Here is a 13,033-nt window from a genome sequence, read left to right on the forward strand (position 1 = left end):
ACGAGAGGTCCCGTATGAGTGTGTTGGAGCAGTTCAGGCTCGACGGCAAGGTCGCCATCGTCACCGGGGCCTCGTCGGGCCTGGGTGTCGGTTTCGCCGAGGCGCTGGCCGATGCCGGTGCCGACGTGGTGCTCGCCGCCCGCCGGGTCGACCGCCTGCAGGAAGTCAAGGGCAAGATCGCCGCCACCGGCCGCCGCTGCATCGCCGTGCCGACGGACGTCTCGCGGTCCGAGGACTGCGACGCGCTCGTCGACGCGGCGGTGGAGCAACTCGGCGACGTCCACGTCCTGGTGAACAACGCGGGCGTCGGTCACGCCGCCCCCGCGCACAAGGAGCGTCCCGAGGACTTCAACCGGGTGCTGGGAATCAACCTGGTCGGCGCCTACTACATGGCCCAGGCGTTCGGGCGCGCGTGCATCGGCGCCCGGCACGGCGGATCGGTCGTCAACGTGTCGTCGGTGCTGGGTATCAGCGGCGGCGCCATCCCGCAGGTGGCGTACTCCTCGTCGAAGGCCGGGATGAACGGCATGACCCGGGACCTGGCCATGCAGTGGTCGGCACGGTACGGCATCAGGGTCAACTCGCTCGCCCCCAGCTTCTTCTCCTCGGAGATGACCGATCCGCTCCTGGAGTCCGAGGTGGGTGCGGGGAAGGTGCTCGCGCGTACGCCCCTGGGGCGTGTCGGCGAGACCAGTGAGCTGTACGGCGCCCTGCTGCTGCTGGCTTCGGACGCGGGCTCGTACATCACCGGTATCACGCTGCCCGTGGACGGCGGCTGGAGCCTGCACTGAGGAGGGCCCGCCCGGCGTGCGGCGGCGCTTCGGGCGGGCCCTGGCGGGCCCGCGCGGAGCGGTTCGCCGCAGACTTGTTCATGCACAAACCTTATTATCTACCGTTGAACGTGAAATGCTGCATCAGCTAGGTGCGGTGGGACGTGCGAGGGCTTGGACAACGGAGGTAGCGCAATGCACAGGAACAGGATTTCCCGCCCCGCGCTGGCCGTGGCGGGCGTGCTCGTGGCCGGCTCGGCCGCCGCGTGCGGTGGTGGTGGTACGGAGGCGTCGTCCAAGGGGGAGGACGGCCCGGTCCGCGTCATGATGTTCGCCGCCCAGTCCTACCGGCTGCCGGTGATGATGGCGGAGCAGGAAGGTTTCTTCGAGAAGCGGGGCATCGAGATCGACATCACCGAGCAGCCCGCCAACCTGCAGGGCATGCAAGGGCTCGACGCGACCAAGTCGGATGTCGGGCAGGTGACGGTCGGCACCCTGGGGCAGGGCTGGCAGGCCGGCAGCAAGGGCGCGTTCTTCTGCGGTGGCATCGACGTCCTGCAGACCACGCTGATGGCGCCGAAGGGCTCCGAGCTGCCGTCGGCGGAGGAGGGCGCCACCTGGCAGCAGGTGCTGAAGTCCCTCAAGGGCAAGAAGGTCGGCATCCAGACGCCGGTCGGCTCCGGGCTGCAGAAGATCTTCGCGGCGGCGCTCGAGGAGGCCGGTGTCGAGGACGTCACCTATGTGAACCTCGGCGGAGGCAGCAGTGCCGCGATCGCGGCGCTCGGCAAGGGCAGCGTCGACGTGGCCCAGGTCAACCCGACCGGAACCCAGCACATCCTGAACGCGAAGTCCGGCAAGCCGCTGCTGTACATGCCGGATGGACCCAAGGCGTACAAGGACTACTACGGCAGCGGCTGGGTGGCTCCCACCAGGTTCCTCGAGGAGCGGCCGGAGAAGGCGAAGGCGTTCTGCGCTGCCGTCGAGGAGGCTCTGGCGTTCATCAAGGCCCCGGAGAACCGGAAGTCCAGCGTGGCGATGCTGGAGAAGGACACCGGCGTCGACAAGCCGGTCGCCGAACTGGTCCTCGACCAGGCGTACGGCGACTACTCCACGAAGCTCGACAAGGGCAGGCTCGACGCGACGTTCGACTCGTACGTGGAGCTCGGCATCCTCAAGGGAAGTCCGAAGCCGACGTTCGACACCCTGGTCAAGCCGCAGGGCTGACCGCCCCATCGGCCGTTCGGCGCGCGTTCCGGGGTCCCGGTGCGGGGTCCGGGGGTCCGCCTCAGATATTGCTATCTCGCGTTTAACGTGAGATTTTCTCGGTGTGACTGCGGTCACCCGGCAGAGGGCCCCCGCGGCGCGGCCGTCATGCCCCATCGGCGGACCTCTGACTTCCAGGTGGTGAGGAGATGGTGACGTTGGCAGCCAGGACGGAAAGCAGGTCGGCCGTGAGGCCCGAAATCACAGCCGCATCGGGAACGCCCCCGCTGATCTCGTTCAGGGACGTGCATCAGGTGTTCCAGCTCCGGGGAAAGCGCGCCGAGCGCGGCTCCGCCGCCGGGGCCAGGGAGGTCGTGGCCCTCCAGGGTGTCAGCGCCGAGATCTCGGCGGGGCAGTTCGTGGCCCTGGTCGGAGCCAGCGGCTGCGGCAAGACGACCATGCTGAACATGCTCGCCGGGCTGGTCCAGCCCACGAGCGGCGAGGTCACGCTCCTGGGCCGCGCACCCGAGCTGCCGAACATGGACATCGGCTACATGTTCGCGCGGGACGCCCTGCTGCCCTGGCGCTCCGCGCGCAAGAACGTGGAACTGCCCCTGGAGACGCGCGGCTGGGCGCCCGCGAAACGCCGCGAACGCGCCCGCGAGATGCTCGACCTCGTCGGGCTGTCGGGCCGCGAATCCCAGTACCGCCTCCAGTTGTCGCAGGGCATGCGCCAGCGGGCCGCGCTGGCACGGACGCTGGCGCCCGACCCGTCCATCCTGCTCATGGACGAGCCCTTCGCCGCGCTGGACGCCCGTACCAAGCTGACCCTCCAGGCGGAGTTCCTGCGGATCTGGGAGCAGCACCAGGGCAGCGACACCCGTAAGACGGTCATCTTCGTCACGCACGACCTCCAGGAGGCGGTGCTGCTGGCCGACCGCGTGATCGTCATGCTGCCCAACCCCGGCCGCATCGCCGACGACGGGGTCGTCGATCTGCCGCGGCCCCGCGCCGAGGACCTGGGAGAGATCCAGTTCTCGGACGAGTTCAAGCGCATCCACCACGACCTCTTCGAGCGGCTGGAGGGCGCCATCGGCGACCGGCCGCCTCGGGGCGCGAGCTGAAGGGCGGACACCCATGACCACGACCACCGAGAAGGCGCGCTCACGGCAGGGCGCGGGTGCCGGGGCACGGAAGACGTCCGCCGCCCCGCTTCACCTCGTGCAGTCCAAGGCGTTCGTCCACGCCGCCCAGGTCCTGATCTGCGTCGCCTTCCTGGTGCTGTGGGAGACCGCCTCGAGCCAGGGCTGGGCCGACCGGAACCTGTACGGGCAGCCCAGCGGGATCTGGACGGCCATCGTCGACTACCTGCCCTCGGAGAAGGGGCTGTCCTCACTGCGGGCGACGGCTGCCGCGGTCGCTGTCTCGTTCGTGGTCGGCTCGGTGGCCGGTACGGTCGCCGGTCTGGTGCTCGGGCTCAGCCCGACACTGAACGCGATCTTCGGGCCGTTCCTGGCGCCGATCAACAGCGTCCCGCGGATCGCACTGGCGCCCCTGTTCATCGCCTGGTTCGGGCTGACGATGACCTCGAAGGTCGTACTGGCCGTCAGCATGGTCTTCTTCATCCTCGCCGAGAACGCCCGCTCCACGGTGCGTTCTGTCGACAGCGACCTGATGACGATGGCGCGCGTCGTCGGACTGAAGCGGGTCTCGCTGCTGACGAAGGTGGTGCTGCCGTCCGCCGTGCCGACGATGTTCGCGGGCCTGCGGCTGACGTTCACCTACGCGCTGCTCGGCGTCGTGGCCTCGGAGATGGTCGCCGCTACGGGCGGCCTGGGCCAGGAGATCGTGCTCTACTCGTCCTCGTACCAGATCAACACCGTCTTCGCGATCCTGGTGGAGCTGATGGTCATCGCCGTCGCCATGAACTGGCTGTTCACCGCCGCCGAGAAGCGCCTGCTCGTCTGGCAGCAGACGTCGTGACCGGCGGGTCGATGTGGGCCAAGGCCCTCACGGCTCCCGCCACGTTCGGCTCCGTGGAGGTGCCGCGGCCCGGGGCCGGCCAACTGGGGCCCGGACAGGTGTTGCTGAAGGTGCTGGCCGGCGGCATCTGCGGCAGCGACGTGCCCTTCTTCCTGGGTACGCCGGGCCGTTGGGAGCCGGCGGGGAACGCCCGGAGCGCCATCGGACGGCCGGGATTCCCGATGCACGAGGTGGCCGGAACCGTCGTCGCCACGACCGACCCCGCATTCGAGCCCGGTCAGCACGTGGTCGGCTGGGCCACCGCGTTCGACGGGATGGCCGAGTACGTCGTCACCGACTCCGCGAGCCTGAGCGGCTACGACGCTCCGGTCGCCCCGGAGCAGGCCGTGCTGCTCCAGCCGCTGGCGTGTGTGCTCTACGCGGTGGAGCGCACCGGTGACGTGACCGACGACGTGTGCGCCGTGCTGGGCCTCGGCCCCATCGGCCTGCTCTTCGCCCATGTGCTGAAGAACCGCGGAGCACGCCGCGTCATCGGGGTCGACCGGGTCGACCGGTCGGACACCGCCCGGGACTTCGGCATCGACGCACCGCACTGGGCCGCCACGGGTACGTGGGCCGCCGGCCTCGCGGCGGACGCACGGCCGGACGTCGTCGTCGAGGCGATCGGGCATCAGGCGTCGACGCTCAACCACGCGGTGCACGCCGCCGCTTCCGCCGGGCGGGTGTTCTACTTCGGCGTGCCGGACGATCCCGTGCAGACGATCGACATGGACGCGATGCTCCGTAAGAACCTCACCCTCATGGCGGGCGGCACCTCGGACCGCCGGCGGATGCTGGCCGAGGCGGACGCGTATCTGCGCGCCCACCCCGAGCTGTTCGCGCTCACGGTGACGCACACCTTCGGGGCGGACGAGGTCCAGCGCGCCTACGACCTGGCCGTCACGCCCGCTCCGGGCCGGCTCAAGGTGGTCGTGAGCCTGGAGCCCGGACCGTGAGCAACGCCCCTCGCACCCGTACGGTTTACGCGGTGCGGGCCGCGTGGTGGGCGGCCATCCGTACGGGGGCGTTGACCGCTCCGTAGCCCGCGTAGCCGCCCACCCGCTGCACCACCTCGAAGAAGATCCGGGAGCCGAGGACGGCGGTGTACGTGTGGAAGAACTCGCCGTGCTCGTCGCGGTCGTAGAGGACGTGGCACTCGCGCATGGCGGCCAGCAGCTCCGGGTCGGGGGCGAGGCGGGCGTCGAGGTCGTCGTAGTAGTTCTCCGACACGGCGAGCAGCGGTGCCCCGCGCTCCCGCAGCACGCGGGCGGTGGCGAAGATGTCGTCCGTGGCGAAGGCGATGTGCTGCGGGTCGGGGACGCCGGGGGCCCAGGTGCCGCGGCGGAGCACGGTGCCGTCGAGCACGATGCGGACCCGGCGTCCGGCGTCGGCGACCGCCCGGCTGCGCACCAGGCCGAACGGGGCGGCGTACTCGGCGTCGTGCTGGGGATCGAGGCCGAGCAGGGAGCGGTAGAAGAGGGTGGCCTCGTCGAAGAAGTCGAACGGCTGCGACAGCGCGACGTGGTCGATGCCGGTGAGGCCGGCGAGGCCGGCGAGGCCGGCGGGCGACGCGTGGCCGGCGCCGGTGAGGAGGAAGTCGCCGAGCCAGCCGCCGGGGGCGTCCGCGCCGGTGCGGCAGAAGAACACCCGGGTGCCGTCGGGGGCGTTGACGGACGTCAGCCGGGTGCCGGCCGAGCCGTCCGCGGGCGGGTGCGCCGGCGTGAGTAGCGCCTCCGCGCGTCGCGCGGCGCGCGCCGGATCGCCGGTCCCGACGGCGAGGGCGCTGACCTCGGTACGTTCGCCGGCCGCGGCGGCGCCGCTGTCGAGCAGGACGCGGGCGCCGCCCTGCTGCCACAACTCCACCGGCCTGCTGCGGTGCCGGCCGGCGTGGGCGAAGCCCATGGCGGCGAGCGCCTGTGCGATCTGCGGCCCCGAGGTGCCGCCGACGGCGAGTTCGACGAACGCGTACCCGGCCGGTTCGGGGGCGGACGGCGGCGCGGCGGGATCGCGTACAGCCGCGGCGGCCTCGGGGTGGCGGCGGCCGAGGTCCTCTTCGAGCGTGATCAGGGATCGCATCGCGTCGACCGCCGCCCGGTCGGGGGCCGATTGCCGGAAGACGTCGTTGAAGACCTCCAGGGACAGCGGCCCCCGGTAACCCGCCGCGAGGACCCGGCTGACGAAGGCGGCGAGGTCGAAGCCGCCCTGGCCGGGGAAGAGGCGGTAGTGCCGGCTCCACTGCAGGACGTCCATCCGCAGCCAGGGCGCGTCGGACAGCTGGAGGAAGAACAGCTTCTCGCCGGGGAAGCCGCTCAGCGCGCCGAGGTCCCCGCCGCGGGACAGGACGTGGAAGCTGTCCAGGCACAGGCCGAGCGCGGGATGCCCGGCGCGGCGCACGATCTCGGCGGAGTGCTCCCACGTGTCGACGTGCCGGCCCCAGGCGAGCGCCTCGTAGGCGACCTTCAGGCCGCGGGCGGCGGCGCGTTCGGCGAGCGCGTGCAGCTCCCCGGCGGCGAGGTCGTCGTCGTCCACCGCGTCCGGCGACACCGACGAGCACACCAGCATCATGGGCGCGCCCAGCTGCTCCATGAGGTCGAACTTGCGCTCCGCCCGGCGCAACGCCCGCTCGTGGAGGCGGGGGCCGACCGCCTCGAAGTCACGGAAGGGCTGGTACAGATCGACCGACAGGCCGAGTTCCGCGCACCGCGCGCGTATCCGCCGGGGGGTGAGCGGCGACGCGATGAGGTCGTTCTCGAAGACCTCGACCCCGTCGAACCCCGCGGCGGCCGCCGCGGCCAGCTTGTCCTCCAGCGTGCCGGACAGGCATACGGTGGCGATGGACCGGCGCATGTTCCTCACCTCTCGCGTGGGGGCGCGTGCGAGCGCGGGCGTACGGGTCATCCGGCGGCGCGTACGGCGTCGTAGAGTTCGCGCTGCCCGCCCTTCAGGTTCTCGGTGAAGTACGCCTCGGCCTTGCCGCGGAACGCCTCGCGGTCCACGTCCTCGACCACCTCGGGCTTGCCCTTCTCCGCCCACTGCTTGAGGATGCGGGCCTCTTCCCGCTCGACGCACTCGCGGTTCTCCGCACGGGTGCCGGACACCGACTTCTGCAGGGCCCGCCGCTGTTCGCCGGAGAGCCGCTGCCAGCTGTCCTCGTTGACGACTATCAACTGGGAGCCCGTCTGGTGGCCGGTGAGGCTGACGTGGCTCTGCACCTCCTCCATGCTCATCTCGACGACGGTGGGGATGGGGTTCTCCTGACCGTCGACGACGCCGCGCTGGAGGCTCAGGTACAGCTCCTCGAAGGCGACCGTGGTGGCCTTGGCGCCGAGGGCCTTGGCGTTCTCCAGATAGACCTTCGAATCGGGGAAGCGCATCCGCAGGCCCCCGAGGTCGCCGGGCTCGCGTACGGGCTCGTTGGCCGAGAAGTGCCGCATGCCGAAGAACCACACGTCGAGCACCCGCATCCCGGTCTTCTCGGCGAACGTGTCCTTCAGCTCCCTGCCGGCGTCGCTGTCGAAGAACCTGAACAGCTGGTCGGGTCCGTCGAAGGCGTACGCCATGTCGAGCACGCCGATCGGCGCGTACACCTCGGCGAGCGCCGAGGAGCCCTGCACGTCCATGTCGATGTCGCCGTCCATGACGGAGGTGACGCGGGCCGTGTCGTCGCCGAGCTGGCTGTTGGGGAACGTCTCGATCTCGACGCCGTTGTCCTGCTCGCGCATGTCGTCGGCCACCGCCTCGACGCCGCAGCGGGTGTGCGGGTGCTCGGGCGTGTAGCTGTTGGCGAACGACAGCTTGACGGTGCCGCCGTCGCCGCCGCCCTTGTCGTCGCTCATCGCCGTACAGCCGGCCGCCAGCAGGGCGGCCGCGCACAGGGCCGCCGTCGTACGGAATCGCGTCGCCTTGCTCTGCATCGCTTCCTCCTCGTCGTTGAGGTACTTCGGGTTCGGCCGGTGCACGGGCGTCAGAGCCCGAGCAGTGCGGGCAGGAAGGTGGCGGTGGACGGTACGAAGGTCACCAGCAGCAGCACCGCGGTCAGGGGGATCAGGAAGGGCGCCGTGCCGCGGAACACCTCGTGCACCGGCAGGCCGCTGACCGGGCTCATCACGTACAGCACCGCACCGATGGGCGGGGTCAGCAGTCCGATCATGAGGTTGACGATGACGACGACGCCGAAGTGCATCGGGTCGATGCCGAACTCCTCCGCGATCGGCAGCAGGATCGGCACGGCGATGACCAGTACGGAGATGCCCTCGAGGACCGCGCCGAGGACGATCAGCAGCAGATTGACCAGAAGCAGGAAGACGACGGGGCTGTCGGTGACGCTCAGGAAGGCGTCCGCCACCGACTGGGGCACCCGTTCGCGGGCGAGGATCCAGCCGAGCAGCCCGGAGGCCCCGATGATCAGCATGATCGAGGCCGTCGTCGAGGCGGTCTCGCGGGCGATCGAGGGCAGGTCGCGCAGCCGCAGCCGGCGGTCCGCGAAGCCGAGCGCCAGCACGTACGCGGCGCCGACGGCGGCGGCCTCGGTGGGGGTGAAGACGCCGCCGAGTATGCCGCCGAGAATGATCACCGGTGCGCCGAGCGGCGCCAGCACCCGCAGCGTGGCCGCCCGCAGCCGCTGCCACTCGAAGGGCTGGTCCTGGATGCCCGGCTGACGGCGCACCAGGACGTACACCATCACCGCGAGCCCGGCGGCCAGCAGGAAGGCGGGCGCGACCGAGGCGGCGAACAGCGCGCCGGTCGACACCCCGGCGATGCCCGCGTACACGACCGCGGGGATGCTCGGCGGCATGACCGGGCCGATCAGGCTGGACGCCGCGGTGATGCCGACGGCGAAGCGCTTGGGGTAGCCCCTGCGGACCATCGCGGGCACCTCGACCTTGCCGAGCCCGGCGGCGTCGGCGAGCGCGGAGCCGCTCATCCAGGAGAAGCCCAGGCTGACGCCGATGTTGACGTAGCCGAGGCTGCCCCGTACGCGGCCGATGGCCGCCAGCGCGAAGTCGAAGATGCGGTCGGCGATGCCGGACCGGTTGGCCACCACCCCGACCAGGATGAACAGTGGCACGGCCAGCAGCGGGAAGCTGTCGATGGAGTCGACGACCTGACGGGTGCTCAGGCCCAGCGAGTAGCCGTTCATCGTCACGTACGTGAGCGAGGGCCCGAGCAGCGCGAAGGCGACCGGCACACGCAGCAGGAGCAGCACGGCGATGGAGGCGGCCAGCAGCGGCATGGTCATGCGTCAGGGCTCCTCGTGTTCGGCCGGTCCGGCGTCCGGCGCGGCGCCGTGGACGGCGGGGGCGTGGACGGCGGGGCCGTCGTCGGTCTCCGGCTCCGGCAGGAAGACGGCGACCACGGAGCGGACGGTGGTCAGCAGCAGCCCCGCGAGGGGGATCACGTAGAGCCAGCCGAGCGGCATGTCCAGGGCGGGCGACGTCTGCTGCGAACCGTCGGTGACCAGCGCGTACGCCTCGTACGCGAGGTTCAGGCAGACGACCGCCACCGTCAGGTTGGCGAAGATGCCCACCAGCCTCAGGACCCGCGGGCCCGCGACGGTGTCGACCACCTTGAGCGTGACGTGGCCGTCGCGCGCGGCCAGATGGCCGGCCATGGCGAACGTCAGCCAGACGAGGCCGAACTGCGCCAGTTCGCCGGTCCACACCCAGCCGCCGCCGGGCAGGTACCGCTGCGCCGCCTGCAGCAGCGTCAGCACGAAGATCAGCGCCAGCAGCAGCCCGCCCACGGCGGCCTCGGCCGCCGACAGCCGGCGGAGCACGGCGGGCCGTGCACGCTGCCGGGGGGTCGCCTCGTCACCGGTCACGTGCGTCCTCCCGCCAACTCGTGAGGTTGATCCAGGACTTGCCCGGCGCCGTACGGGCCTGGGCGAAGGCGTCCGCGGCCCGTTCGGGCGGGGTCTCCGCGTGCAGGACCCGGCCGGGCGCGAGTCCGCCGTCCGCGGCCAGGGCCGCGAGGGTGGCGGCGAAGTCGCCGGGGTGGTCGTAGATGAGGGAGCCCCTGACCACGAGCTGACGGCGGGCCAGCGCCATGGTGGACAGCGGTACGGGCCGCGCGCCCATGCCGATCATGACGACGGTGCCGCCGGTGGCCACGGCGCGCTGGGACGTCTCCCACGCCTCCGGCAGGCCCACGGTGTCGAACACCGTCGCGTAGCCCCGCGCCCGCGCCGGGTCCACCGGCTCGGCGCCGATGCTCTCCGCGAGCGCGAGCCTGCCCTCGTGCGGGTCGGTGACGTACGCGCGGGCGCCTGCGGCCAGCAGCGTCTGGCAGACCAGCAGGCCCTGCGAGCCCGCCCCGACGACGAGGCACGCGTCGCCGTCGCCCACGTCCGACCTGCGGACGGCGGAGCGCGCCACCGCGAGGGGCTCGACGCAGGCCAGCGCCTCGTCCGGGACGGTCGCCGGCACCGGCCACGTGAAGCGCGCCGGCACCGCGACGCGTTCGGCGAGCAGCCCGGGCACGTTGATCCCGGCGCTCTGCCGGCGTTCGCAGGCGGAGGTGGTGCCGCTGCGGCAGCCGGGACAGGCCAGGCAGCAGTAGTTGGGCTCGACGACCACGCGCTGGCCGGCCCGGCGGTCGGTGACGGCGGAGCCGACGGCGACGATCTCGCCCCCGCCCTCGTGCCCCATGACCCACGGCAGGTACGGCACCGGGCGAGTGCCGTCGTACACGCTCAGGTCGGAGCCGCAGAGCCCGACGGCCCGTACCGCCACGACGACGTCGGCGGCACCCGGCCGTGGCTCCGGCCAGCCGGCCGCGACCTCGATCCGGCGGGGCCGCGTCAGGACGATCGCTCGCATGAGACCCGTTCCCGTCCTCTCCGAAGTCCGGGCGGCCGGGGGCGCGTTGCTGTGACGGCCGCCACACGTGGCTGGAAGGTTGCGGTGACATTAGGACCGCGGGGGAGGGGTGGCAATCGGTTGCCAAAAGTTGCCACACTGGCCCGCCGGGAGCCGGCGGGCCCGGCCACCTCGGGCGGAGCGGGGAGAGCGGGCAGAGCGGCAAGAGCGGGGAGAGCGAGCGGAGGCGCGGTGCCGGTGAACAGCGGACGCGGCGGCGGCCGGCGGCCGACGATCTACGACGTCGCGCGTGCGGCGGGAGTGGCGGCCTCCACGGTGTCGCGGGCGCTCGCCAAGCCGGACCGCGTCAGCGCACGGACCCGCGAGCACGTACGCGAGGTCGCAGAGCGGCTCGGCTACCAGACCAACCCGCTGGCGCGCGCCCTGCCGTCCGGTCGTACGCAGACCCTCGCGCTGTTCGTCTCGGACATCACCAACCCGCACTTCTTCGGCATCATCCGGGGCGCTGAGCACCAGGCGCGGGCCGCGGGCTGCACGCTGATCGTCGGCGACACGGAGGAGTCACCCGAGGTCGAGGCGCGCAACATCCAGCGGCTCGGGCCCTCGGTCGACGGGTTTGTCATCGCCGCCAGCAGGATGGTGGACAAGCGCATCCGGGAGCTGGCGGAGGGACACCGGCTGACCCTCGTCAGCCGCCAGGTGGACGGCGTGGCCAGCGCGATCGTCGACCACGCGGAGGGCACCCGGCAGATCGTCGAGCACCTGGCCTCGCTCGGCCACCGGTCGGTGGTGTACCTGATCGGCCCGCGCATGTCGTGGCCGGGTGTCCGGCGCTGGCACGCCCTGGCGGCGGCCGCGCACCGGTTCGGGATGTCGGCGGCCAAACTCGGCCCCTTCCCGCCCTCCGTGGCGGGCGGCGCCGCCGCCGCGGACGCCGCGCTGGGCTCCGGCGCCTCGGCGGCCGTCGCGCACAACGACCTCATGGCCATCGGCATGCTCCGCCGGTTCGCCCAGCGCGGCGTCCGCGTGCCCGCGGAGGTCAGCGTGGTGGGCTACGACGACATATTCGGCGCCGACTTCTGCTCTCCGCCGCTGACCACCCTCGCCGGCCCGTTCGAGGAGACCGGCCGGACGGCGGTCGACATGCTGCTGGGCATGCGCGACCAGGAGCCCGCGGGGGCGCCGCACGGCCAGGTGGTGTTCCCCTCGCACCTGGTCATCCGCCACTCCACCGGACCCGCCCCCGCAGCGGGCGCCCCGCCCCGCGCCGGTGCCCGCTGAGGCCCCGCGTACGTTCAGGCCACGTGGACCCCGGTGCCCGCGCGCGTGAGCGCGGCCTGGAGGTCGGCGTCGGCCTCCTGGTCGGTGATGAGGGCGTCGAAGCCGTCGAGGCCGCAGACGCGGTGCGCGGCGGTACGGCCGAACTTGCTGGAGTCGGCGAGGACGTAGCTGGTGGTGGTGTTGTCGAGGATGGCGTGCTTGGTGGCGACCTCGTCGAGGTGGTAGTCGGTCAGGCCGTAGGGGGCGATGCCGCCGGAGCCGATGAAGGCGGCGTCGGCGCGCAGGTTGCCGAAGAACGCCACGGTCTGGGCGTTGGAGCAGGCGAGGTCGCCGGGGCGCAGCCGGCCGCCGCTGACGAGGACGTCGATGCCGGGCCTGGTGCTGACCTCGGCGGCGACGAGGAGCGAGGGCGTGGCGACGACGCCGGTGTGGTCGGCGGGCAGGGCGCGGGCGACTTCCAGTGCGGTGGTGCCGACGTCGATGACGACGGTCTGGTGCGGGCGGACCAGCGCCGCCGCCGCGCGTCCGATGGATTCCTTCTCCGCCGCGTGGGCGCCTGTGCGTTCGGTGAAGGGGGCTTCCTCGCCGACGGGAGCCTGGCGGGTGGTGGCGCCGCCGTGGATGCGCAGGAGTTCGCCGCGCTGTTCGAGGAGCGCGAGGTCGCGCCGTACGGTCTCGTGGGACACGCGCAGGAGCGTGGTGAGGTGGTCGGTGGTGACGAAGTCGAGCCGGGAGAGTTCGGCGACGATCCTGCGGTGGCGTTCTGCGGCAAGCACGCGCGAGCCCTTCCTGACTGTTTCTGTGGATCTCTGACCGCATTCTAGGACGGCAGTACGGCAGCTCGGGGTTCCTCTTGACGAGAGGCGGGCAGAGGTCCACACTTCCGGGTATTCGCAGTCAGTTTTCCACAGATTCGGTCAGCGAGGGTGCCTTACGGCC

The 13,033-nt window shown here is 71.9% G+C and carries 12 protein-coding genes; 6 read left to right on the top strand and 6 right to left on the bottom strand.

What is annotated here, in order from left to right; all coding sequences use genetic code 11:
• Positions 1–14: 14 nt before the first annotated feature.
• The 5 genes from DVA86_RS07200 (at position 15) to DVA86_RS07220 (ending at position 4,951) form a co-directional block, all read left to right on the top strand.
• A complete protein-coding gene (locus DVA86_RS07200; RefSeq protein ID WP_208876713.1) occupies positions 15–791 on the top strand; it encodes an SDR family NAD(P)-dependent oxidoreductase in 777 nt (258 codons plus the stop codon).
• Positions 792–965: 174 nt separating this feature from the next.
• Positions 966–1,994 (top strand): ABC transporter substrate-binding protein, encoded by a 1,029-nt coding sequence (locus DVA86_RS07205; RefSeq protein ID WP_208876715.1) that lies wholly within the window; start codon positions 966–968, stop codon positions 1,992–1,994.
• A gap of 293 nt (positions 1,995–2,287) precedes the next feature.
• Positions 2,288–3,097 (top strand): ABC transporter ATP-binding protein, encoded by an 810-nt coding sequence (locus DVA86_RS07210; protein ID WP_222623295.1) that lies wholly within the window; start codon positions 2,288–2,290, stop codon positions 3,095–3,097.
• Positions 3,098–3,110: 13 nt separating this feature from the next.
• On the top strand, positions 3,111–3,956 hold the full coding sequence (locus DVA86_RS07215; RefSeq protein WP_208876718.1) for an ABC transporter permease: 846 nt from the start codon (positions 3,111–3,113) through the stop codon (positions 3,954–3,956).
• Positions 3,953–4,951 carry a zinc-binding dehydrogenase gene (locus tag DVA86_RS07220; RefSeq protein WP_222623296.1) on the top strand — a complete coding sequence of 333 codons (999 nt, stop codon included), beginning with the start codon at positions 3,953–3,955 and terminating at the stop codon, positions 4,949–4,951. The genes DVA86_RS07215 and DVA86_RS07220 overlap by 4 nt, the downstream gene beginning before the upstream one ends.
• Before the next feature lie 25 nt (positions 4,952–4,976).
• On the opposite strand, the gene DVA86_RS07225 is transcribed toward DVA86_RS07220, so the two are convergent.
• The 5 genes from DVA86_RS07225 to DVA86_RS07245 are packed head-to-tail and all read right to left on the bottom strand — an operon-like array spanning position 4,977 to position 10,813.
• On the bottom strand, positions 4,977–6,842 hold the full coding sequence (locus DVA86_RS07225) for a bifunctional sugar phosphate isomerase/epimerase/4-hydroxyphenylpyruvate dioxygenase family protein (protein ID WP_208876720.1): 1,866 nt from the start codon (positions 6,840–6,842) through the stop codon (positions 4,977–4,979).
• A 47-nt stretch (positions 6,843–6,889) separates the two neighbouring features.
• The gene (locus DVA86_RS07230; protein WP_222623297.1) at positions 6,890–7,954 is read right to left on the bottom strand and encodes a DctP family TRAP transporter solute-binding subunit; all 1,065 of its coding nucleotides are present in this window, start codon (positions 7,952–7,954) and stop codon (positions 6,890–6,892) included.
• Between the two features lie 5 nt (positions 7,955–7,959).
• A complete protein-coding gene (locus DVA86_RS07235; RefSeq protein WP_208876722.1) occupies positions 7,960–9,234 on the bottom strand; it encodes a TRAP transporter large permease in 1,275 nt (424 codons plus the stop codon).
• A gap of 3 nt (positions 9,235–9,237) precedes the next feature.
• Complete coding sequence (locus tag DVA86_RS07240; protein ID WP_222623298.1) at positions 9,238–9,816, bottom strand: TRAP transporter small permease; 579 nt, start codon at positions 9,814–9,816, stop codon at positions 9,238–9,240.
• Positions 9,806–10,813: a zinc-dependent alcohol dehydrogenase gene (locus tag DVA86_RS07245; protein ID WP_208876723.1), complete on the bottom strand. Its 1,008-nt coding sequence runs from the start codon at positions 10,811–10,813 to the stop codon at positions 9,806–9,808. Before DVA86_RS07245 ends, DVA86_RS07240 begins: the two co-directional genes overlap by 11 nt.
• Before the next feature lie 237 nt (positions 10,814–11,050).
• Between DVA86_RS07245 and DVA86_RS07250 the strand changes: the two genes are divergently transcribed.
• The gene (locus tag DVA86_RS07250; RefSeq protein ID WP_208876724.1) at positions 11,051–12,094 is read left to right on the top strand and encodes a LacI family DNA-binding transcriptional regulator; all 1,044 of its coding nucleotides are present in this window, start codon (positions 11,051–11,053) and stop codon (positions 12,092–12,094) included.
• A gap of 14 nt (positions 12,095–12,108) precedes the next feature.
• On the opposite strand, the gene DVA86_RS07255 is transcribed toward DVA86_RS07250, so the two are convergent.
• On the bottom strand, positions 12,109–12,870 hold the full coding sequence (locus DVA86_RS07255; RefSeq protein WP_208876726.1) for a DeoR/GlpR family DNA-binding transcription regulator: 762 nt from the start codon (positions 12,868–12,870) through the stop codon (positions 12,109–12,111).
• Between the last annotated feature and the right edge of the window lie 163 nt (positions 12,871–13,033).

The sequence above is a fragment of the Streptomyces armeniacus genome, from assembly GCF_003355155.1.
Taxonomy (GTDB): Bacteria; Actinomycetota; Actinomycetes; order Streptomycetales; family Streptomycetaceae; genus Streptomyces; species Streptomyces armeniacus.